The organism is Neoakkermansia glycaniphila (assembly GCF_900097105.1).
In the GTDB taxonomy this organism is placed as follows: Bacteria; Verrucomicrobiota; Verrucomicrobiia; order Verrucomicrobiales; family Akkermansiaceae; genus Akkermansia; species Akkermansia glycaniphila.
This window is the reverse complement of sequence record NZ_LT629973.1, coordinates 457,602-480,584: the sequence shown is the minus strand read 5'-3', so window position 1 is coordinate 480,584 and position 22,983 is coordinate 457,602. Positions and strand designations below refer to the sequence as shown.

The 22,983-nt window shown below is 55.7% G+C and carries 17 protein-coding genes and 1 pseudogene; 4 read left to right on the top strand and 14 right to left on the bottom strand.

Translation table 11 applies throughout. The annotated features are described in order from the left end of the window. Positions 1-6 precede the first annotated feature (6 nt). The 3 genes from PYTT_RS02000 to menA all read left to right on the top strand — a co-directional run bounded on the left by PYTT_RS02000 (position 7) and on the right by menA (position 2,684). Entirely contained in the window at positions 7-1,401 is a 1,395-nt protein-coding gene (locus PYTT_RS02000; RefSeq protein ID WP_067773758.1) for a YncE family protein, read from the top strand. Between the two features lie 75 nt (positions 1,402-1,476). Next, complete coding sequence (locus tag PYTT_RS01995) at positions 1,477-1,797, top strand: DUF3820 family protein (protein WP_067773755.1); 321 nt, start codon at positions 1,477-1,479, stop codon at positions 1,795-1,797. Then, positions 1,794-2,684 carry a 1,4-dihydroxy-2-naphthoate octaprenyltransferase gene (gene menA / locus PYTT_RS01990; protein ID WP_067773751.1) on the top strand — a complete coding sequence of 297 codons (891 nt, stop codon included), beginning with the start codon at positions 1,794-1,796 and terminating at the stop codon, positions 2,682-2,684. The genes PYTT_RS01995 and menA overlap by 4 nt, the downstream gene beginning before the upstream one ends. 1 nt (position 2,685) lies before the next feature. On the opposite strand, the gene PYTT_RS12845 is transcribed toward menA, so the two are convergent. Both PYTT_RS12845 and PYTT_RS12840 read right to left on the bottom strand, forming a co-directional pair. After that, on the bottom strand, positions 2,686-3,903 hold the full coding sequence (locus PYTT_RS12845) for a glycosyltransferase family 61 protein (RefSeq protein ID WP_083076528.1): 1,218 nt from the start codon (positions 3,901-3,903) through the stop codon (positions 2,686-2,688). A 216-nt stretch (positions 3,904-4,119) separates the two neighbouring features. Further along, positions 4,120-4,844, bottom strand: a pseudogene (locus PYTT_RS12840) (IS5 family transposase). Between the two features lie 824 nt (positions 4,845-5,668). Between PYTT_RS12840 and PYTT_RS01970 the strand changes: the two are divergent. Beyond that, positions 5,669-5,941 carry a type B 50S ribosomal protein L31 gene (locus PYTT_RS01970; RefSeq protein ID WP_067773746.1) on the top strand — a complete coding sequence of 91 codons (273 nt, stop codon included), beginning with the start codon at positions 5,669-5,671 and terminating at the stop codon, positions 5,939-5,941. Positions 5,942-6,100: 159 nt separating this feature from the next. Here the strand turns inward: PYTT_RS01970 and PYTT_RS01965 are convergent, their stop codons facing one another. The 12 genes from PYTT_RS01965 to PYTT_RS01910 all read right to left on the bottom strand — a co-directional run bounded on the left by PYTT_RS01965 (position 6,101) and on the right by PYTT_RS01910 (position 22,974). Beyond that, positions 6,101-7,558: a cytochrome c peroxidase gene (locus PYTT_RS01965; protein ID WP_067773743.1), complete on the bottom strand. Its 1,458-nt coding sequence runs from the start codon at positions 7,556-7,558 to the stop codon at positions 6,101-6,103. A 103-nt stretch (positions 7,559-7,661) separates the two neighbouring features. Beyond that, entirely contained in the window at positions 7,662-8,600 is a 939-nt protein-coding gene (lipA, locus tag PYTT_RS01960; RefSeq protein ID WP_067773740.1) for a lipoyl synthase, read from the bottom strand. A 45-nt stretch (positions 8,601-8,645) separates the two neighbouring features. After that, positions 8,646-9,938, bottom strand: a complete 1,293-nt coding sequence (locus PYTT_RS01955) for an APC family permease (protein WP_067773737.1) — start codon at positions 9,936-9,938, stop codon at positions 8,646-8,648. 191 nt (positions 9,939-10,129) lie between these two features. Next, on the bottom strand, positions 10,130-10,837 hold the full coding sequence (locus PYTT_RS01950; protein ID WP_067773734.1) for a hypothetical protein: 708 nt from the start codon (positions 10,835-10,837) through the stop codon (positions 10,130-10,132). Between the two features lie 822 nt (positions 10,838-11,659). Then, positions 11,660-12,610 (bottom strand): hypothetical protein, encoded by a 951-nt coding sequence (locus tag PYTT_RS01945; protein WP_067773731.1) that lies wholly within the window; start codon positions 12,608-12,610, stop codon positions 11,660-11,662. 474 nt (positions 12,611-13,084) lie between these two features. Further along, positions 13,085-15,769, bottom strand: a complete 2,685-nt coding sequence (locus PYTT_RS01940; RefSeq protein ID WP_067773728.1) for a hypothetical protein — start codon at positions 15,767-15,769, stop codon at positions 13,085-13,087. Continuing rightward, positions 15,766-18,138, bottom strand: coding sequence for a ligand-binding sensor domain-containing protein (locus PYTT_RS01935; protein WP_071133243.1), 2,373 nt, complete (start codon positions 18,136-18,138; stop codon positions 15,766-15,768). The genes PYTT_RS01940 and PYTT_RS01935 overlap by 4 nt, the downstream gene beginning before the upstream one ends. A gap of 175 nt (positions 18,139-18,313) precedes the next feature. Then, positions 18,314-19,153, bottom strand: coding sequence for a hypothetical protein (locus PYTT_RS01930; RefSeq protein WP_071133242.1), 840 nt, complete (start codon positions 19,151-19,153; stop codon positions 18,314-18,316). A 10-nt stretch (positions 19,154-19,163) separates the two neighbouring features. Beyond that, positions 19,164-20,237 carry a dual-specificity RNA methyltransferase RlmN gene (gene rlmN, locus PYTT_RS01925; RefSeq protein WP_071133241.1) on the bottom strand — a complete coding sequence of 358 codons (1,074 nt, stop codon included), beginning with the start codon at positions 20,235-20,237 and terminating at the stop codon, positions 19,164-19,166. After that, the gene (locus PYTT_RS01920; protein ID WP_071133240.1) at positions 20,228-21,184 is read right to left on the bottom strand and encodes a type I phosphomannose isomerase catalytic subunit; all 957 of its coding nucleotides are present in this window, start codon (positions 21,182-21,184) and stop codon (positions 20,228-20,230) included. The genes rlmN and PYTT_RS01920 overlap by 10 nt, the downstream gene beginning before the upstream one ends. 27 nt (positions 21,185-21,211) lie before the next feature. Then, entirely contained in the window at positions 21,212-22,060 is an 849-nt protein-coding gene (gene ftsY, locus PYTT_RS01915; protein WP_071133239.1) for a signal recognition particle-docking protein FtsY, read from the bottom strand. Between the two features lie 11 nt (positions 22,061-22,071). Next, positions 22,072-22,974: a transcription antitermination protein NusB gene (locus PYTT_RS01910; protein ID WP_071133238.1), complete on the bottom strand. Its 903-nt coding sequence runs from the start codon at positions 22,972-22,974 to the stop codon at positions 22,072-22,074. Positions 22,975-22,983 lie beyond the last annotated feature (9 nt).

The following is a 22,983-nucleotide window of genomic DNA, read 5'->3' as shown; positions in this document are numbered from 1 at the left end:
CAGACTATGAATAAAATACTTTTTTTGATTGTATTTGTATTAACGGTTTTTTGTGATGTAAAAGCATCCGAACAGTATGCGCTTGATCGGGTTTATACCGGCAATCAAGTTTCCAATACGGTTTCCGTGATTGCCCCAGCTACCAATGTTCTGTTGGGTGAAATTATTCTAGGCAAACCCTATCCGAATGTTCTTTCCCCTCTTTACAAAGGGGCCTCTTTGGTGCATGGCCTGCGTTATGACGAAGGTCGCAAGATTCTTGCGGTTGTTTCCATTGGTTCCAATTCGGTCACTTTCATATCGACGTTGGACAACAAAGTGTTGAAAACGGTTTATGTAGGACGAGCCCCGCACGAACCGACCTTTACACCGGACGGCAAAGAAATCTGGGTGACGGTTCGCGGTGAAGCGTATTTGAGTGTGATTAATATGGACACATTAACAGAAACCACAAGAGTTCCGGTGGCTGATGGACCCGGTATGATTGCGTTTTCACAAGATGGCAAATATGCCTATGTCTGCTCGAGCTTTACCCCCGAGGTAGATGTGGTGGACAAAACTACTTACCGAGTTATCAAAAAAATTCCGGTTATTAGTCCATTTTCGCCCAATATTTACACCAGTCCTGATGGTAAATTGGTTGCATTAACTCACAAAGATGTTGGTAAAGTCACCGTTATTGATACTTCAAGAAATGAAGTGATCAAGGTGTTTTCAACGGGAGCCATTACCAATCATGTCTCTTTTGCTCAGACGGGCGAAAGATTGTTGCTGGCAGTGACGGTAGGCGGTGAAAATTGCGTAAAATTTTTTGATGTTGCTGATGATTACAAACAAATTGCCACTATTCCGGTTGATGTGTTGCCGCACGGTTTGTGGCCGTCTCCAGATGGTAGACGTCTCTATGTCGGACTGGAATATAGTGATATGGTTCAGGTGATTAATTTGGAGAATATGACGGTGTCGGCATCAATCAAAATCGGACAAAGCCCTCAAGCCTTGGTTTATGCGCAAAATGCTGTGAATAGTCCACGAGATTCGAACAATTTGTCCAACCCGCGTGATCCATTAACAGCGCAAGTTATTGTGTTGAAGCCAATAAATGCCGAAGATGCTGCGTTCGGTCAGTTGTCGGTTCGCCAAATTGGGCGTACGAAATTAATCGAGCAGCTTTTTCTGAAACTGAAACCGGACACGTCTTATACGCTTGCTTTCTCCAAAAGCCTTTCCAAGTTGCAAGCGGATTATGAAATCAATGCATTTCAAACCGAGTCTAACGGAAAATATGCTGCACAGTCCGATGCATTATTGCAAAACGCTGGCGGCGTGGACTACGAATGTGTGGTTCTTCGTGATGATACTACTGGGCAAATCGTGATGGTGGGTGAAAGTGTCCAATGAAACAATAGCCTTGTTTATCGTCTACATGGTTTTGTCTCGCTTGCAGAGTGGTCGGAGGTGTGGTAAGATTCGGGCATGAATGAAGGGAGCTTGCCCGATGCTGAACAGTTGCGCGCTTTGCTGGCGGAGATCGCCGGGATGCATATGCCGTTCGGCATGTATGGCCCGGCGAAGTATCCGCCGAAGGGCTGCCCGATCATGGATTTGCCCGAGGAGTATCTCGGCTGGTTCCAGCAGCGCGGTTTCCCCAAGGGGAAGCTGGGGCAGTTGATGGAGCAGTGCTGGGAGCTTCGTTCCAATGGCATGGACCATTTGTTCCAGCCGTTCCGCGCGGCACGGGGCGGGCGGACTTCTTCGAGGGGCCGCCGCCGCAGTTACGATTTTCCTGAATCATGAATACGTTTGTTTCTTTTTTGCTTGCCGCTCGTCCGAAGACTCTTCCTGCCGGGATCGTTCCGGTGTGGGCCGGTTGTATGATCGTTTGGAAGATGCGTGGCTTTTGGGATATGCGTTTGGCGGCGCTGACGCTTGCGAGTGCGCTGTGTATTCAGATTGCCTGCAATTTTTTCAACGATGCGATCGATTTTCGCAAGTCGGCCGATACGGCGAAGCGGCAGGGGCCGAAGCGCATGACGGCGTCGGGGCAGTTGTCCGCCCGGACGGTGCAGGTGGTCGGTGCGCTTTTTTTGCTGGGCGCCTGCGTAGCGGCATGGCCTTTGATCGAGTTGCGCGGCTGGCCGATGCTGGCAATCGGTATTCCTTCCCTGTTTTTTGCCTACGGTTATACGGGGGGGCCTTGGCCGCTGGCGTACAAGGGGCTGGCCGAGGTGTTCGTGGTGCTGTTTTTCGGGCTGGTAGCGGTGATGGGTACAGTGTTTGTGCAGGTGGGTTGGTCGAGCGGAGATGCGATGTTGTATGCGGCTGCCGGGATGGTGGGGGTGCAATGCGGACTGCTTTCCGCCGTGATGGTGAGTGTGAACAATATCCGTGACAGGGCCGAAGATGCTTCATCCGGCAAGAGGACTTTGGCTGTGCGGCTGGGCGATGCGAAGTCCCGGCGTCTGGCCTGTTCGTTTATCGTGGCGACGTATGTGACGATGCCGCATGTGAGCAAGGCTTTGGGCGGGATTCAGTTGTCATGGTATTGGCTGCCGCTGATTCTGCTGGCCGGGGTGCTGATGCTGAAGATTCTCCGCACGCCCGCCGATAAGCGGATGAACGGGGTGCTTGCCTTGGCGGCTCTGCATTTGGTAGCCTTTGTGGCGACGCTGGCGTGTTCCTGAATCAGTGTTGACCGAGTACTTGCAAGACTGCGTTTTCAAATCTTTCCGGATTGACTGTCAGATTGCCCGTATTGTTGTTTTCTTCAACACGCAATTTTTCGCCATAGCTTCTGTCGATGAGGACATTGTAATGAGACTGATTCGCAGCACTCATGATGCGAAAACTGGGGAAGAACCATGCGCTGCTTTGTATTTCAAGGATATGTGGCGACATGGTGCTCCAGAGCGCATTGGCTAATCCTGCTCCATGGGGACCAATGATCAAGGAGGCTTCCCGAAATAGTTGGAGTTGTTCTTGAACGCTGCGTGGAATATCGTCAATAAATTCGATACCATATGGGCGAATGCGTTCATACAGTTTGTGTTCGTCGTTTAAACGGCGGCTGCCTTTGCGGCTGATGAATAGAGCGCGTTTTCCCATGGCGGGCCCGGGCCTCTTGCCGATTAATGCATGGCGCATGCGATTTATGTCACTCGGGCCAAGCCAGAATGCCGAATGAGCGTTGACTGTGACAGCTGTGCCATTTTTACTGAGTCCGAAATTTTCCGTCAAGGTATCGATTTGTCTGTCTCTGGAAATGCCGAGGAGTTCCATGTATTCCCGTGACCAGTTTCCGCAAGAATACGGCAATGCGACACATGTCATGGATTTTTCTTGAGGTGTAAGGATGGAGAGGGCACGGCAAACGCGCGGCATGACACACATGCACCAGTCGCCATAGCTCATGAATGTATGAGGCCATGGAGCTACAATTAAATCTTCTCTGCGTATATTCCATGGTTTTTTGGGTATGAGAGCTCCCAAACGTGCTACATGGTTATTGATTCCCGTATGTAGAGCTTTGCCTCGGGGCAGGACAATCGTTCCGAATTTTCTTACACAATCCTTGTGAGTAGCATAGTCTAATTTCAAGACAAAAGCAGGATCGAAATTGGCCTCAAAACCTTCGAGTATCTGTTTGTCTGGTGTATTTAAATCCTGTGTGCTCGGTATGGAGACGGTTTCTTTGGCGTGTATAGAAAATACTTCAATACCGTATTTTTGTAAATCGTCTTCAACCCAAAGATCTTTGCCTCCACAACATTTGAAAAGGCGCGGAATTAGTGTTTGTTTGATATATTGACGATGATTGAAAGGCATTGTAGAAATAGTGTGAATGTCCGTAGTATAGAAATCTGCGACTTCTTTGTCAAGGGAGAGGAGAAGAAGGTAAAGCAATTGTTGATTACTGGTTGAACATGCTTGATGGCAGGCGTTTTGGAGTTGGGAAGGATTGATGAAAGTGTTTTCTGATAGGCTATGGTTTTGGTTCAATACAACTTTAGAGTGTGCATATAAAATATGGGCTACTATTTATGAATGAAAAAACATGTACATATTTCATTCGCTCATTTCAGCGCGTCAATTTCGAGACGTTATTAGGATCAGGACTCATTAATTAAGATAAAAGATCACCGAGCAAGCAAGGCAGATAGCTGAAAAGAAGGCATGGGCACATCGGTCATATCTCATCGCAATACGCCGCCAATCCTTTCATCTCCCAAACATGATTTCCTCCTTGTGTCTTTGTTTGTAAAGCTCCTTGTCATAGGAAACAGTGATTGTACGGTTTCTTCCGGAAGGAATGCACGGAGTCATTCCTCTGGCAATCAATGACAGCCGAAACCAGTCGGCATCATAGCCGCGATCGGCCAGCAGAAACGGACTTTGAGGAAGATCGTTCAACAGCAGGGACGCCCCCTTGTAGTCACTCACTTGACTGGCAGTCAATGCCAATGGCTACGTGTTTGCCGTGTTGGTTACAAACGGCATGCAGTTTCGTGTTGAGTCCACCCTTTGTTCTTCCTATACACCGGGATAGAGCCCCTTTTTAAGCAGTCTTGCAGCTGTTCTGTGTGCCTTGAGGTGGGTGGCGTCAATCATCAACTTGTCCGCAGGGCCGTTTTGCCGGGATAACTCCCTGAAGATTTTATTGAAACACCCAGGCGGCTCCATCGGATGAAGCGGTTGTAGAGTGTTTTATACGGACCGTATTCCCGAGGGGCATCTTTCCATTGAAGCCCGTTTTTGATGACATAAATGATTCCACTGACTACCTTTCTGTCATCAACCCGGCTAACCCCATGGGAAAGGGGAAAAGATGGTTGAATACGTTCCATCTGGCTTCGTGTCAAATAATAAAGGTCTGTCCTTTTTGCTCGAGGTATGCCCACTTTATCACCTTTTTGGGGCCGTTTGTCAATTAATGAGTCCTGAGCCTAGCTGCTTTTTGATAGATGTGGAAGCTTCGAAAATTGTTTTATTGATTGGTATCAGTACAAACTCTTTGAGTAAAATGCTTACAGCAGGTAGGCTTCTCCTCTTTATGATTTGTGAACAGGCGGTTCATTGCCATAAGAGTATATTCGAATGCGATGAAAAGCTATTTCGGAGCAAGAAGGGTTCGTGGAGTGCGTAGGCGACGAGGCAAAGGGAAAACCATTGTCTTTGGTATCTATGATCGAATGCGCGAAAATGTATATACAAGAGTAATTAAATGATTTGATGATAAACGATTATGGTTGTTATTTATCCTGTCGCCACATGCTTTTCAACGATTTACACGGATGGTTTTGATCTTACATTCCGTTGAAAAAGAACGGATATCTGCACCATGAAACCGTTGAACATGGGCGTAACGAATTTGCAAGGCGCGATGTATATATCAATGTCATTGAAAACTTCTGAGGGATTGGCAAGATTAGTGTGATAAAATGCAAGGCGTTTAAAATAAACAATTTTGGTCTACATTGAAAAGAATGTGCATTCAGATCAATGATCGTCATTCCAACATCTATCACTTTTTGCTTTCTTATTTTAGAAAATTCCAGATACAGTTGTATTAATTCTTTGTTTTTATCATGCGATGCGTTTCTCCGCTTGACTTTGCTGAGGGATGGCGTACAATTTGCGCCGCACTGCGTCGGTAACGCAGGTTAGAGCTATGAAGAAAGATATCCATCCCAAGTACAATCCGGTCGTTTTCCTCGACATTACCACCGGCCGCCGTTTCATTACCCGTTCCACTGCTACGTCTGCCAAGACTGAAGTGATCGACGGTGTGGAACACTATGTGATTTCCTGCGGTATTACTTCCGATTCCCACCCGTTCTTCACGGGCAAGAACCAGTTCGTGGACACGGAAGGCCGTATCGACAAGTTCCAGAAGCGTTTCGGCGCCGTTCGCCGTACGTCGAAGCCGAAGCTCGGCAAGTAATTCGGAGTTTGTTCTCTCGATTTTCCGCACCCTGCCTGATGAAGGCAGGGTGTTTTTTGTGTCCCGGTTGAGCCGGAAACGTGTGTATGTGCCAAGGAAAACGGGCAAGCCCGATAGGAGCTTGCCCGTGAAGGGGAAATGAGGTGTTAGCCTGACCGGTTACTGGATGTTCTGCTGAACGGGGGCCGGTGCGGCGACCGTGACTGCGGGTGCCAGAGCCTGTTCTTTCGTCAGTTTGTTGACGGGGATGCCGTTGAGTTTGCCCGTCTGCGCTTTCAGGAAGGAGACGATGGCGGAGACATCGCTGCGGGTCGGGTGCGGGATGCCGGATTGCGTCTGCAACATTTTAACGACTGCTTCGTCAAGAGTTTTAGCCGAGCCGTCGTGCAGGTACGGATGGGTGAGTTCGACGTTGCGGAGGTTCGGCACCTTGAAGCAAAGCTGGTCGATGTTCTTCTTGGTGGCGTCGTGGCGGCCCATGGGGGCGTTTTGCGCCAGGGTCTTGCCGTTGAAGAAGTCGGCATGTTTGCTGATGTATTCGTAACTCTGGCCGCCGAGTCCGGCTCCGGCATGGCAGGTGGCGCAACCGTATTCGATGAAGAGGTGCATGCCTTTTTTCTGTTCGGCCGTGAGGGCGTTTTTATCGCCTTTCAGGTAGAGGTCGAAGTCGCTGTCGGGGGTGACGAGGGTGTGTTCGTAAGTGGCGATTGCATCGGTGATGGTGTCTGCATTGATGCCGGCCTTCGGGTAGGCTTTGGCGAAGAGTGCGACGAGTTCGGGATCCTGCTTGATGTTCGCGACGATGGTGTTCCAGCTTTCGGGTTTGTTCTCGAAGCCCATTTCGACGGGGTTGAGGGGCGGGCCTCCCGCCTGTGCCTTGAGGTCTTTTGCGCGGCCGTCCCAAAACTGAATGAAGTTGTGGGAGGAGTTGTAGACGGAGGGAGCATTGACGCCGCCGAGCTGTTTCCGGACGCCTTCGGAGTATTGCTTGTTGTCCGTGCCGCCCTTGGTGAGGTCGTGGCAGGAGGCGCAGGAGATGGTGCCGTCCGTGGAGAGGGCGCCGCTGTTGAAGAGTTTTTGCCCGAGCAGGACGCGGTCGGGATTGAGCTTGCTCATGTCGACAGGCTCAATGGGCATGAAGCGCAGGTCGTTGATGAAGGGAAGGTCGAAGTAGGAGGAGAGGAGTTTCCTATCGTAGGCGTTGAGGGTGCTGCCCCAGTGCATGGCCGTGTAGGCGACGGGGGGCATGGAGTTGGCTCGCAGGACTTTATCGAGCTTGAGGGTGGCGATGCCCTGCATGCGGCGTGCATCGGGATTGGTGTCGCCGTAGAGTTCGCTCAGGCGGAAGTCGCGCTGCCCCTGTTCGACGTCGCGCTGCATGAGGCCGCCGGAGAGGGCGTTCAGCAAGGGGTTGAATTCGGGGTTGTCTCCGTGGCAGGCGGCACATTTGGTCTCCAGCAGGTTGGTGACGTTGCGCGCCAGCAGTTTTCCCGTGGGGATGTCGATGTTGTCGGAATTGCCGATTTTCATCAGGGCGAGGGTGGAGATTCCTCCCGCGACGATGATGACGGTGCCCGCGATGGCGGTAGCGAAGAAGAGGTTTTTGATCGGTTGCATGGTATGGAGGTTCGTGCTGGAATCCGCTGTTACGGTAACAGTTTTTTAGAACTTTTCAAGAATAAAATGTATAGAAGGTACCGGTTCCGGAGGCGGGCGGTGGTTATGCCTCTCCGCGTTTGGCGAGTTCTTCGTTGATGGCGTCGAGTACGTCTTCCTCCGGGCGGAAGTTGGCCGCATGGTAGGAGCTGCGGATAAGCGGTGCGGAGGCGACGTGGCGGAAGCCTTTGGAGAGGGCGATGTCGCGGTATTCGTCGAACTGCTCGGGGCGGATGTAGTCGATGACGGGGAGGTGCTTCCGGGTGGGGCGAAGATACTGGCCGATGGTGAGGACGGTGACGCCGTGGGCGCGCAGGTCATCCATGGACTGCAGGATTTCTTCTTTCGTTTCGCCGAGTCCGAGCATCAGGCCGCTTTTGGTGGCGACTTTGCCTTGAGCGAGGTCCAGCGCATTTTGCAGGACCTGAAGGGAGCGGCGGTACTGGGCGCGGAAGCGGACGAGCGGGGAGAGTCGTTCGACGGTTTCGAGGTTGTGGTTGAAGATGTGCGGAATGGCTTCCATGACGGAGCGCAGGGAGTCTTCCTTGCCGTTGAAGTCGGAAGTGAGTACTTCAATGATGGTGGACGGGCTGGTTTTGCGGATGGCTCGGATGACGGAGGCGATGTGGCCTGCCGCGCCGTCCGGCTGGTCGTCCCGGGTGACCATGGTGATGACGGCATGCGTGAGCTTCATGTGGGCGACCGCTTCGGCGATGCGCTGGGGCTCTTCGGGGTCGAGGGGCAGGGGCTTGGCGGTTTTGACGGCGCAGAATCCGCAGGCACGGGTGCAGACGTCTCCACAGGCCATGAAGGTGGCGGTGCCGTGGCTCCAGCATTCGTACCGGTTGGGGCAGTGGGCTTCTTCGCAGACGGTGTAGAGCTTTTTGCCCTCGACCATGTGTTTGACATCCCAGAATTCGCGCCCGTGAGGGAGGCGGACTTTCAGCCACGAGGGTTTGGCTTCACGGGGTTCGTTGCCGTCGTCTTGTTGCTTGCATCCCATAACGCGGGCTAGTCTGCCTGTTCATCGCCTGTTGGTCAATCAAATTCACCCGGAGCGGCGGAATCTCCATTGGAGGAACCATTCGAACAGGAAGCACAGGGCCATGATGCCGATCAGGATGGCGACGAGCAGAGGTGTTTCGACATACAGGCTGACGAGGTAGCCGATGAACATGGCGAGCATGGAGAAGAATCCGAGGATGATCCACAGCGGGTGGGCATGCGTGTTTTTCCTGAGTTTCCAGTGGGCGATGTAGACGGCCAGATAGCTGATGAGGAAGGTGGCGCCTGCGATTTTGGCCGTTTCTCCGAGGTTGAAGATGTAGGCGATGAGGAGGATGAGGACGATGCTGAGAACGTAGCCCCACGAGCCGTTTTTCCAGGCGCGGATGGTGAAGAGTTTGCCGAGTTCCTTCTGGGCTGCCAACCCCTGGGCGATGCGGATGGTGCTGAAGAAGGTGGCGTTGATGGCGGAGCTGGTGGCGATGAGTGCGGCGAAGGATACGGCGATGTATCCGGCCTTGCCGAGGATGGGGGCTGCCGCTTGTGCGACGGCTGTGTCGGCGTGCTCGGCCAGTTCCTGCGGGCTGACTTGGTGCATGATGACGATGGAGAGGACGACGTACAGGGCCATGACGATGCCGATGGCGAGGAAGATGGCGCGGGGCAGTTCTTTTTTGGCATTGATGAGGTTGGCCGAGGCATTGGCCATCATTCCGTAGCCGGAGTAGGCGAAGAAGGTGAGGCCGACGCTTCCGAAGAGGCCGAGCAGGGGCGTGTCTCCGATGCCGGCGGAGAAGTGCGAGGAATGGATGGAAGGTATGCCCGCCATGATGAGGATGACGAGGATGCCGAGCTTGATGCAGACGAGGGTGACTTCCGCCCTGCCGACAAGTCCTGCGTTGAGCATGTTGAGGACTCCGAGGACGACGATGGCGAGGGAGGAAAGGATGGCGGGAGGAATGCCGGGCATGCCGAGGATGGCACAGAGGGATGCGCCGTATGCGCCGAAGGCCTGCGCGACCATGGCAATGGTGATGACGAGGGTGGCGCAGTAGACGAGTGAGAGCCCGCCCGAGAGGGTGCCGATGCCGAAGGCGGTGTTGAAGTAGTCGATGATGCCGCCGGAGGATGGGTAGCGAACGCCGAGGTGCGCATAGGTGAGTCCTGAGAGGAAGGCGATGATCCCGCCGATGAGGAAGGATATGTAAACGGCGTTGCCGGCTTCGATGGCCGCCTGTCCCATGAGGGAAAAAATACCGGCTCCTACCATGGAGCCGATGCCCAGCGCGGCAACGCTCCATATCCGCATGTTTTTGACAGGCCTCGGGGAATCCATGGCTTTTTCTTGCTCTCTAACAGGGTTTTGGGCAAGCTTTTAATGCGGCTTCGGCGTCCGGAACCATAACTGTTCGGCCTGTTGGCTGCAGAAAGGCGATGCAGGCAACCCGCATCAACGGTTTTTCGGGAAGTTGCCTTTTGATGCGAAATGCAGGAGGATGTCGAACCGTTCTGTATGGGTTGAGGTCGTCAGTCATGGTTTCCTTCAGTCGTTTTGGAGGGGCGGGTAGAACGTGTCATCCCCTTCTTCAACTGCTCGTCGAGCATGCGGGCGAGGGGGCGGACGTCGTAGGACGGATTGTCCGCAATGAAGTAGGCTGCCGTGTTGCCTCTCATGAAATACACCGCCGATTTCTCGCTGCCTTCCACGAGGGCTCCTTCCCAGTTGAAGCGGGGCTTGGTGCAGAGGTCGAAGTCTCCGACCCATCCGGGGCGGACGTTCATGTTGTCGATGGCTGCCTGCATGGTGAAGTCGCCGGGTTTCTCGACGATGCGGGGCGTTCCTCGTTCGTCGGCGTACATGTTCCAGGCGAAGAGTGTTTGCCGCGTGTCGACGGGGTTGAAAGCGTGGTAGATGCAGTATCGGATGGATGTTTTCTTGTCCTTGAGTGTGGCGGTCATCTGATAGTTGCCGCCTTTGCGAGTGGTGAGCTGGAAACCTTTTTGGATGAGTTCGGCGAGGAAGGGTTCACAGCCGACGCCTGTGTTGACGTTGGGGATGGTGTTGATGTAAGGCAATGGTTCCAGTTTCAACAGTTGCTCGATACCTGAACCATAGTTGGCGTTGTCCCAGAAGATGCGTGTGAATTGGTGCGGTTCCTGTTTGCTGAGTTCTCCCCATGTTTTAAGTGTGTGGAGCGGAGTATTTCGTGCTTGGGTACGTATGATCTGATCCATGAGTTGTGTATGCAGGGTTTTTCGTCTATCTGCTTCTCTAAGATCAATATTTGCAGGAATTCGTCCTTCCTGTGTATCAATCCATTGATGTAATATATGCAGCATGTCAGTGGGCGGTAGATCGGATTCATCAAGATAGATAATGAATGAATAATTGTTCAGAATGGCAAACGCCAAAGCATTGTGCGACGGTTTTATATATTGACCTGATTGTGAAGATTGGAACGCAATGGGTGAACCATAACCGATCGTTTGATTGTGGTTTGTTTGAATTTCTAAAGATTCAAACCACCCTTCTTCCTGAATGCCGCTACGATTATTGCGTAGTTTATCAATTGTTTTTATTTTCAATGTATCGTGTGATGGGTGATATTGCAGATTGAATTGGCATATCTGCCATCCTTGAGAATTCAGTATTCGGAATACATGAGTATATTTACCATTTTTTTCAACTCTATCTATGCATAAATCATTTATTATAACTGAATTGTAATTTACATAATGTTCTTCTTCGTTGACTGATGTAATACTATCTTGATTTTTATATAAGTATTTAGTGTCGTATATATTTGGTTGTGAAGATATACCAACTGCAGGTAAAAAGAATAATGTGAAGACAAAGGCATTAATGTAATTGAGCATATGTAGATTCATTTAGAGTTATTTAATATGAATATAAGGAATATTAATTTCTTTTTTATATAAATTTGTATCGAATTGATATGGAATTCCTTTTTTAACATACTAGTCCTTGCTCTAGCTACATCTCCCATAAAACGGGAAGTCAAAACTTTTAAGGTATCTTCCTCGACGAGCACGGTGTCAAGGAGGAGTGATGCCGCATTCGTCTGCCTTGACGGGTATTTTTTCTTGTGCGCTGGATGTTTTTTCGAGTCCCTTTTTCAGTTTTTCGTCGAGCATGCGGGCGAGGGGGCGGACATCGTAGGACGGGTTGTCGGCGATGAAGTAGGCTGCCGTGTTGCCCCGCATGAAGTAGACGGCTGATTTTTCGCTGCCTTCTACAAGGGCTCCTTCCCAGTTGAAGCGGGGTTTGGTGCAGATGTCGAAGTCTCCGACCCATCCGGGGCGGACGTTCATGTTGTCGATGGCTGCCTGCATGGTGAAGTCGCCGGGGTTCTCGACGATGCGGGGCGTTCCTCGTTCGTCGGCGTACATGTTCCAGGCGAAGAGTGTTTGCCGCGTGTCGACGGGGTTGAAAGCGTGGTAGATGCAGTAGCGGATGGATGTTTTCTTGTCCTTGAGTGTGGCGGTCATCAGGTAGTTGCCGCCTTTGCGTGCGGTGAGCTGGAAACCTTTTTGGATGAGTTCTGCGAGGAAGGGTTCGCAGCCGACGCCCGTGTTGACGTTGGGTATGGTGTTGCGTTCGGGGATGTCTTCGAGTTTGAGGATTCTTTCGATGCCCCTGCCGTAGTTGGCGTTGTCCCAGAAGATGCGTGTGAATTGGCGCGGTTCTTCATGAGCGATGCGATTCCATTCTTTTTGGGCGTATTCCGTCGTATTTTTTTCCAGTTCGTGCCATCGGTTTTCACTCAGTTGGGAATAAAGTTTCTGTCGACGTTCGATTTCGGCATCATCATGTTGCACGGGAATTTCGCCCTTGCATACGGCGATGAAACGTTTGAACAAGGCCAGTTCTTCTTCCGGTGTCGCGGGAGTGGTGCGGTCATAGGCCGTGTAGTTCTCGATGCCATAACCGTCATGGATGTAGAGGAGCAGAGATTTCTTTTTAGGATATTTTTGGAACTGAGGCATTATTTCAAATTCTCCAGGCATAAATCCACTGAGTACGAGACCATCTTGATTATTGCTGTAGGTGGCTGCTTGCATATGAGTGCGTCGAGTCTGTGCAATACTTGGATTTCCGCCGCCGTCCATATAATTTTTTATCATGTATGCTTTCAGATAGTCTGTATCGTGGTGTCTGTAGACAGAAATGGAGTATAAGAATTCACCGTTTTTATTATAAATGTTGTAAGTTTGCGAGTGCCATGTATATGCAGGATCTACCTTTCCTCGAACCCATGCCAGATCATCCAGAAGAAAAGAATTCGGAAGGGACGTATCTTGTAGAGGTGGCGCTATGTTATGATATTCTGGATTCCAGATAATATCCTTATAAATAAGCTGATCTTGTTTTTCCGATTTGGATGCTTGATCGGCAAATGATGAAAAGATTGTTGTAAAAATGATACAACTAACAGTAAGAAATGGCATTTTCATGGATTTTTAATGGATAAGAAATTTGAGTGTAGTTGAACGGTTCGTTGGTGGATCTGGTTCTGTTTCTCTGCCCGAATGATTTGCCGTTGGGCTATCATATGTGCGTTGTTTTAATTCTGGTTTGTTTGGGTCGTCTCGTCGATGAGGGGTTGCATCATAAATTCTATTTCCTAGCATGTTGTATTCATGATCATTGATATTCGATTTTGGGTCAGGGCGATGCGCCCGGCATGTAATGATATTGCTATATCCGCAAATGCGTGGAAGGGATGCCAAACAGTAGGCGGCTTCGGCACAGATCACATCAGCATCATGATTGGCGCTCATATCGGCGATCAATTTTGATAAGTAGATTCTGTTGGGCTGTCCCCATTCGATATAATTTCCGATCCATTTGATCATATTTTTATCCTTTTCGTCTACAACTTTTGCATCCGGTTTGAACGATGTGAAAAACCATTGCCCGAAAGTCAGGCATGCCATGATGTCTCGAGCGTTGACGTTTCCATTATCTATATGATAACCAGTCAATTTCATGCGGTGCCTGACTGTGGTTCCGACAACCTGCGTTGTCAATACATCCAAGGCATCCCTCCATACGAGTACGGCATTGTTGTAGGGAGTCGCCATATCGGCGATGACTCCGCTTTTCGGCCATGTGGAGTCTCCGAAGATGGTGTAGATTTCCGTCATGTCCGTATGGTCGATGTATTTGCGGTAGGCTCCCTTGCGCAAGACCCAGAGGTGCTTCATGTTCCCGTAGCGGATGCACGGTGTCAAGGAGTAATCCTGCTGTACGTCCACTTCGTAAAGGAAGTAGCGGCCCGGTTTTTCCGGGGAGGCGAAGGTGATGGATTTCGTCAGCGAGCGGCAGCCGGTCTGCCTGACGGTTTGCGCGAGGTTTTCCCTGGTGTAGGCGTAGTAGGTTCCTTCATCGGAGGTGATGGGGTTCATGGGTTCCGGTTCGGCCATGAGGGTCCATTGTCCGTCGATGTCTTCCCGGACGGCGACGAGGAGGCGATACTTGAGGCCGGAGGCTCCCGCGCGGAAGGCGGCGGGGGATTGCAGGGCAGCTGCTTCCAGCCGCACGCCGGAGTCGGGTCCCTGCCATGCGTAGGAAGCTTCCTGCGTTTGCGGGTCGGTGCGGAAGGTGTAGTTGCTGCGGGCGATGCGGCTGTATTCGGCACGGTCGACGCGCTGCTGGAGGTCTTGCTCCAGGGTGGAGTTGGACTGGTAGGTTTTGGTGACGGTGATGCCATCGGAGGCGGAGGATTTGTCTTTCCAGTCGCATGCGATGGCGAGGATGACGAAGTCTCCGTCCTGCCGGGTGGCGAGGCCATCCGAGAGGATGACGGCTTTGGCCAGAGCCGTGGTTTGATCCGTTTCTTCCGTGCCTTTCTGGTGTACTTTGGCGACGAAGGGGACGAGGTGGACTTCCGGAGGGGTGGGAGGCTCAGGGCGTGGAGGGTCGGTTATGACGCCGGCATCTTTCAGGATTGCCCGGTAGAATGCCGTCGATGAGAATTCGACGGTTCCGGTTGCTCCCGGCGTGTCGATGCTGAGGGGGACTTTCATGTTCCGGATTTCCTGCGGGACGATATAGGTTTTCGGGAAGTCTTTGACTATTCTCTCCGCATCTTTCAGGTAGAGGAGGCCGTCGTATTGGCCTGCGGTTTCGTTGAGGGTTTTGGCGAATTCCTGTTCCCATGCGATTTGGCCGGTCAGTTGCGTGAACTGTTCCTGCCGCTGTTGGAAGAGGCTCCAGTCCGCCAGCCACCAGAAGAGGAGGGGGGCGGTGCGTTCGAGGTTGGCATGAGCCGCCCATTCCTGACTGACCCATGTGCTGCGGACGGTGTCGGAGAGTGTGCCGGGTTCCGGGCCGCACCCTGCGAGGTAGTGGTTGAGCATGGCGTTCCATAGGTCGTTTTCGGTGAGGTTCCGGAAGTCCCGGGTGGCGCCTGCCTTCATTTCCTTCATGATGGGCGAGCGCTGGGCGGGGTAGGCATCCGGAGCCCATTTGTCGAGAAGGTAGGAGTAGATGAGCAGGTTGGTGCGCTGCGCAGCGAGGTTTTTGAGTGTCGTGTCGTCAGGATGAGACTCCAGGAGGGTTTTGATGTGTGCGTGGGTTTCCCGGATTTTTTGTTCTGGAGACAGGGTGAGGGTTTTTTCACCTGTGAAGCCGGTGCATGTGCGCTGTACCCATACGGGCATGCTGCTCCACCACTGGGTGAAGTCGATTTGGACTTTGGGGCGGTCTCCTGCCTTTTCCGGCGGCAGGGTGGGGTGGGTGCAGGAGTAGAAGGCGGTGGAGGGACGCCGCCAGAATTGCGGCACTGCGTTGTGGTACAAGTGGTCGAGGGTTCCCCAGACGCATTCCCACTCGCGCAAGGGCGCCTCCTGCCGTTCGACGATGTTGTAGGGGCGGACGAGGAGGACGGCCGCGCCCTGCAGGGTGGCGACGGGGTCGTCTCCCTGTACGGGGGCGTAGAAGAGCTGGGCTCCGTCGAGCGTGGCGGGGTCGGCGAGGTAGTCGGAGGGTTCGACTTCATAGAGGAGGTCGGGGGTGAGGGAGACGAAGTGCGGCGGCCATGTGTCCGGATGCGCGGGCGGAGGGCTTTGCGCCTGCAGCGGAAGGGCTGCCGCGAGGGAGGTCAGGAGTGTGGCGGTGAGGGGGCGGAGTGCGGGTTTCATGGTTGTGTGCGGCGGGCGGCTTGTTGTTTGAGTTGTTCGAGGGTGGGGGCAGGCGTGCCTTTGAAGGTGGGGCGGTATTGTTTCCAGTCGATGCCCTGCCGCTGGGCGTAGCGGAGTTCTTCGATGCTGAGGGGGACGGTTCCGGGGCTGTATGGCCGCCATTGGCGGGAGCGGGCGTAGGGGTAGTTTTTCTGGATTTCGGCCCATGCGGCGTTGATCTGGTCGTTGTAGGTTTTTTCGCTTTCGGGTGTCCAGAGGGCGAGCGCGCGCTGCCATGAGGCTGCGAGTGCGGGGCTGCTGCGGCTGCCCATGAAGCGGTAGCAGGCGAGGGCGTAGAGGCGGGCCATGCTGCGGTGGCCGGGGGCAAGGAGTTCGGGGCGGCGCGTTTTGCTCCAGAGGCGCATGGCGGCATCCGGGAAGCGGCTGCCGGCGGAGAGCTGGACGGGGGCGAGTTCGGGCTTTTCCGGCATGGCATAGGCGGATGGGAACGGCCGGGTGCCGGGCGGTGTGTCCATGGAGGAGAGGAAGACGCCGTTGAGGATGGTGTTGAAGGAGTTGTTGCGGCAGATGCGGAGGTAGCAGGTGTGGGGCCCCCGGACGATGAAGTTTTTCCAGCAGCCGCTGCCTGCGAAGTCGAAGATGCGGGTGCGTGCCAGGACGGGGGATTGTTCGATGAGCCGGGGGATGTTTTCCTGTGTGAGGTTCGGTTGCGCGGTGCGGAGTTCGATGAGGTAGTCGCGGTAGCCGCTGCGGCGGACGTGGCCGTTGGGGTTGTAGAAGTAGAGGGAGAGGAGGTGGGTGCCTTCGGGGATGCTGATGCGGGCCCAGACGTCGGGGCCGTCCTGGCTCATGGGGTATTCTTCTCCGTGGTCGTCCCATTCGGCTTCGGTGCGGGTTCCTGCCTCGGGGTTCCAGAGGACGTTGGGGTTGGCATGGTCGTGGCCGGTATGGAGCCAGTGGCGGAGGTAGTCGCTTTTTTTTCGCTGGGGGCCGATCATGCCGGTGATCCATGTGGGCGGGATGGTGTTGTCGAAGCGGATGTCGACGTTTTCCGGGGCGGCGGCGGCGCAGAGTATGGCTGCGCTGAGGCCGTAGCGGTCGCACCAGTTGCCGCGCGTGAGCCAGTCTTCATGCCAGTAGAAGGCAGGGTCTTCGGCTGGTTTGCCTGATTCCAGTTTGGCAAGCATGGCGGCGATTTCCTTTTCCGTAGGGATGGAGGGCAGGTAGGGGTGAGCAGGGTGTTGTTTTTTTGTGAGGGCGGGGGCGGGCAAGGCCGGGAGGTCGGCTATTTTGCGGATGCCTCCGCCATAGGTTGCGGCATAGAGGGCGCCGCCCGGGAGGCGGACGAATTGGCGTACCCATTTGGCGCGGGGGTCTTTTGCCTTGTTGAAGTCTCCGGGTTGTGCTGGTTGCGGTTCGAGGGTGTCGGGGTCGAGGAGTTGGACGCCCTGTTCCCGGTAGCCTGCCCAGAGGCCCTGTTCGCAGGGGTAGAGGGCGGTGGCGTAGTCTTCGAGGAGGAGTTGTTCGCGCGGCGGCGCGGTGGTGCCGGGAGGGGGTGTTGCGGGCGGAAGGCTGCCTTTGTTTTTGGCTTCGTAGTCCCGGCCACGCCGGTAGTGCCATGTTTTGCCGTCTCCCCGGGCGATGCCGCAGGTGGTGGCGCAGTAGGTGTATGGCCCATACGTGGCAATGGCGTTGCCGAGGTTGGAGGGGAGTCCGGTTCCGGTGGCGGTGAGGGGTTGCCTGATGGTTTGGCGGGGCGAGTGGGTCCATGCGGCTTGCATGTTTTTCCAGACGGGAGTTCCCGAGGCGGGGAGTACTCCGATGCCGCCGCAGGCATAGGCTGCCCAGAGGTTGCCCTGTGCATCGAAGGAGAGGGAGGAGGCTATATCGTCCGCCATGCCGTCTGCGCGGGTGTGATGGTTCCATGTGCGGTCTTTGTAGAGGGAGATGCCGCCGGAGGTGGCGACGGCGATTTGGCTGCGGTGTGCGGCGATGGAGTAGATGCGTTCTCCGGCGAGGCCGTGTTCGCGGGCGATGTGTTTCCAGTTCGTGCCGTTCCAGACGGCAATGCCCCGGTTGTCCGTGCCGACCCAGACGGCTCCGGTGCCATCCTGTGCGAGGGCATAGGCATTGAGGGTGGGAGGGTAGCCGGGCTTGGTGTGCATGGGCTGCCATGTTTTGCCGTCGGTGCAGCGGTAGATGCCTTTTCCTTCCGTGGCGATCCAGACGGAGCCGTCTGCGGTGGCAAGGGCTGCCGTGAGGTAGGGATCGGGTGCGGGAGGAAGTGTGTTTTCCACGGCTGCGCGTGAAGCGGGCAGGAGGGACGGAAGTGTGATGATGGAGATCGATATGTAGAGGTAGCGGAGCATATATTTTATTGATATACTATCGCTGTTTTGATGTAAAGAATATTTTGTGTAACAAATGTGTTACAAGTTTTGTTGGTATTTTGTTATTTTTATGTTAGATTTTGCCGGGAGAGGGGTTCATCTGCTGCAGGAGTGTGTGGAGCCATGAGGCGGCTCAGCAACGGGGGCGGCAGGGTCAGCGGCGGATTCCGCTGCGTTTCCTCACTTCTTCGATGCGGACATCTTTTTTCAGGAGGGAGGCGAGCCACGGGTTGTAGCCGATGCGGGGGGCGCGGTCGAAGTTTTCCGGGCGGGTGATGCGGGTGAAGATGACGCGCCGGATGCGGTTTTTCGGGATGGTTTTGAGGCCGTAGCCGCCGGGGGTGTTGGATGACCAGAAGGTGACGGTGTCGCCTCCGTCTTTGACGAGGAGGGTGAGGTGGCCGTGTTCGCGTTTTCCGAGTTTGTCGGTCCAGAAGATTTTCATCCAGTCGCCGGGGCGTGCGTGGCTCCAGTTTTCAAAGCTGTATCCGGCGCCGAGTTCGTGAATGAGGACGGCGAGGCCCGGGCCGTTCGCATTGGCCCAGCCCCATGGGTGTTCGCCGTCGTGCTGGTTTTCGCGGGGGACGAGGTGTTGCCATGCGTGAGGGCTGATGCGGGGGGAGGGGTTGCCCCGGTCCCAGTTTTTCAATGACTGAAGGAGGAGGAGGTAGGTGGCCGAGGAGCAGTAGGAGGGGGTGGCTTCGTGCGGGCGCAGGTCGGGTGCGTGCTGCGCGGCGTTCCACCGGCCGGCGCTGCGGCAGAGGTTGAGGGTGGCTGTGCGGGATGTGGCGTAGCCGCCTCCGCGGCGGAAGGTGGGGATGGATTGCTGGAGGGCAAGTGTCCATGCTGTATTTCCCGTGTTCGAGGGGGCAGCAGTTGCTGCCGGTTCCAGCAGCCGGGGGGCGTCGTAGCTCGTGCATCCGGGGAGGAGGATGGCGAGGGCTGCGAGGCAGAGGGCGGCGTATGGGGTGCCGGATGAGGGTTGGCGGCGCATGGCGATGCGGTCAGGGCGCAGGCGGGGTTTCTGCGGTGCGCCTGAGGCGGAGCTGGCCGCAGGCGGCGTCGATGCTGTGCCCTTTTTCGTAGCGCATGGTGACGGGGATGCGTTCGTTGACGAGGATCTGGCAGAAGGTTTTGCAATGGGTTTCCGTGGGGCGCTGCCAGGGGAGGCCTTCGACGGTGTTGTAGGGGATGAGGTTGACCTTGGCATTCAGGTCGCGGGCGATGCGGGCGAGTTTGGAGGCTTCTCCGAGGTCGGAGTTTATTCCCTCGATGAGGATGTATTCGAGGGTGATCATGTGTTTGCGTTCGCGTACCCAGTCCTGAAGGGCGGGGATGAGGTCGCCGAGGGGCCATTTTTTGTTGACGGGCATGACTCGGGAGCGTACTTCGTCGGAGGCTCCGTGAAGGGAGATGGCGAGGCGAATGGGTTTGTCGTAGGCGGCGAGTTTTTTGAGGCCTTCGACGTGGCCGGAGGTGGAGATGGTGATGTGGCGCGCGCCGATGTTGAGGCCGAGGTGCGACATGATGAGGTCGAGGGCGGCGCGCAGGTTGTCGAAGTTGGCGAGGGGTTCCCCCATGCCCATGAAGACGAGGTTGTCGACGCGTTTGCCGGTGATGTCTTCCGCTGCGAGGATTTGCCCGAGGATTTCGGCGGTGGTGAGGTCGCGGGTGAAGCCGAGGAGGCCGGAGGCGCAGAATTTGCAGCCGAAGGCGCAGCCTACCTGCGAGGAGACGCAGAGGGTGGTGCGTTCGGCCCGGCGGCCGTCTGCGCTGTAGGCGGCGGGGATGATGACGGATTCGACGAGATGCCCGTCCTGCATGCGCGAGAGGAATTTGCGCGTGCTGCCTTTGGGGCCCATGATTTCGACGATTTCGAGGGGGCGGATGATGTATTCAGCAGCGAGGGTTTCGCGGAGTGCGGGGGGGAGGTTGGTCATGGATTCAAAGTCGGAGACTTTGTGTTTCCAGAGCCATTCCATGATTTGTTTGGCGCGGTAGGCGGGGTGGCCTTTTTCCTTGAGGATGCCGATGAGTTGTTGTTCCGTGCAGGAGAGGAGGGAGGGTTTCATGGGCATGCGGGCGGTACGGTGGTGATGAGGATGGTGGCTCCGTGTGCTCCCGCCGTGCAGGGGGCGGAGTGGGCCGGGAGGAGGAGGAAGTCTCCCTGGCAGAAGGTTTGATCTCCGCAGGAGAGGGTTCCCTGCGCCACGGTGAGGATGGCGAAGCGGGAAGGGTCGCCTGGGGTGTAAGTTTGTCCCGGAGCGAGTCGGGTTTCGATGACACGGAACCAGGGGGTGTCTGCGATGGGGTCGGGGCTGCCTGCGGGCCTGAGGCCGGGCGCGGCGATTGCGGATTGCATGCAGGCGAGGGCCTGTTCGCGGTGGAGTTCGCGGGGGGTGCCGTGTTTGTCGGTTCGCCCCCAGTCGTCGAGGCGGTAGGTGGTGTCGGCGTTTTGCTGGATTTCGTAGACGAGTCCCGGAGCGCCGAGGGCGTGGACGAGGCCGGAGGGGATGAAGATGCTGTCGCCCGCGTGCGCTTCAAGCCGCTGGAGGCGGGTGGAGACGGTGCCTTGCTCCATGGCTTCCACGAGTTCGGGAAGGGTGGTGCCGGGGAGGAATCCGGCGTAGAGTTCGGTCGGTGCGGATGCGCTGCCGGCGAAGTACCAGCATTCGTTTTTTTCTTCGCCGGGGTATTGCTTCAGGGATTCCGGGGTGGGATGTACCTGTACGGAGAGGGTTTGTTCCGGGGCGAGGATTTTGGCGAGGACGGGGAAGCGGTCGAGGTGGCCATAGCCGGGGCCGAAGAGTTCGTTACGGTGGTGTTCCCAGAGGTCATGCAGGGTGCTGCCGTGCCATGTTCCTCCTTCGACGATGCTCATGGCTTCGGAGCGGTCGCTGATTTCCCACGATTCGCCATAGGGTTCGTCGGCGAGGGGGAGGGTGCGGTTCAGGACGGTTTCGAGGGAGCGGCCTCCCCAGATGCGAGGGGCATAGACGGGGATGAAGCGGATGGGGGCATTCATGGCTGCAGGAGGATAGCGAGGGGCGGTTTACAGCAGGGAGTCGACGTAGCGGTCGCGGTCGAAGGGTTCGAGGTCGTCCGCGCCTTCGCCCGTGCCGAGGTACATGGGAGAGATGCCGAGTTCGTCTTTGATGGCGACGGCGATGCCACCTTTGCCGGAGCCGTCCAGTTTGGTGATGATGACGGAGTCGAGCGGGGTGGCTTTATGGAATTCGCGAGCCTGCATGAGGGCGTTGCCGCCGGTGGTGGCATCGACGACGAGGATGGTGGCGTGGGGCGCGGTGTCGTCCTGTTTGGCGATGGTGCGGCGGATTTTGGAGAGTTCCTCCATGAGGTTGTGCCGGGTGTGGAGTCGGCCCGCGGTGTCGCAGATGAGGTAGTCGGCCTGTTCGCGCAGTGCGCGGGTGTGGGCTTCGTAGCAGACGGAGGCGGGGTCCTGGTTGGCGTTGCCTTTGTAGAGGGGGACGGAGAGGCGGTTGGCCCAGGTTTCGAGCTGTTCGACGGCGGCGGCGCGGAAGGTGTCCGCCGCGGCAAGGAGGACGCGTTTGCCCTGTTTCTGGAGGTGGTGGGCGAGTTTGGCCGCGGAGGTTGTTTTTCCGGTGCCGTTGACCCCGACGACGATGACGACGCAGGGGCGGCCTTCTTCGGGCCGGGGCAGGGTGGGAGCCTGTACAGGGAAGGCGCTGCGGATGACGGCGCGCGTGGCGTCCACGATGGTTTCGGCGTCTACATCCTTGCGGTCCTGTAGGTCTTCGACGATGCTCATGGCGCGGCGGACTCCGAGGTCCGCCGAGATGAGGTCGGCTTCAAGTTCGTCCCAGTCGATTTTGGGCGATTTTTTGAATTTGCTGAAGATTTTGGAGAAGAATCCGGCCATGGCGGTGTGGGCTATTGTGCGGGTTGGCGGCAGGTTTTGGCGGCGGTGCCGATGATGCCGTGGATGAAGCGTGCGGATTTGGTGCCGGAGTAGGTGTCGGCGAGTGCAGTGGCTTCGGAGACGATGACGGGTACGGGGAGTTCTTCCATTTCCATCAGTTCGTAGAGGGCGATGTAGAGGATGTTTTTGTCGACGAGGTCAAGGCGGTCCGGGGAGTAGTTTTGCGTGGTGGCTGCGATGACTGCATCGAGGCTTTCTTTGCGGGCGATGATGTCCGCCGCGAATTGTTCGGCAGCAGGGCGCAGTTCGGTGAGGAGTTCCGCGTATTTCTGAACGGCGATGAGTTCGGGGCCGATCGGTTCGCGCGAGGGGAGGTCGGCCAGCGGAGCAAGCGCGATGGATTGCTTGCGGCGGCGTTCGATGATGGTGCGCAGGGGATGCAGGATGTGTTCGTAGGCGGGGTAGTCCTGCAGGCTGATGAGCAGGGGGCCGTACTGGGCCATGAGCATGGCGTTGAGCTGCAGGATGGTTTCCGCACAGCGGGCATACTGGTCGGGGGTGGCGTTGCGTTTGTCGATGCGGAGGAGGTTGAGGGCTTCGACGGCGGCGCGGAACTGGTCCGTGGTGCGGATGTGGCGTTCGAGTTCGTCGCGCAGGGTGGCGGTGGAGATGTCCTTCTGAAGGGTTTCCATGGCGCGTTCCCGGCGTTCGGTGAAGATGCGGTCGAGGTCCGCATTGCCTCGGCAGAGGTGTTCGACGGCTTTGGCACGGGCTTTGGCGAAGTCGTCGCTTTCGGTTTCGAGTGCGATGTTCCAGTAGGTGGCGTAGTCGAATTCCGAGGCGGGGCGGCCGCTTTGGTCGATGCCGTAGAGGAGCTGGAGGGTGGCCTGCCTGATTTTTTTGCGTGAGATCATGGTGTGCGG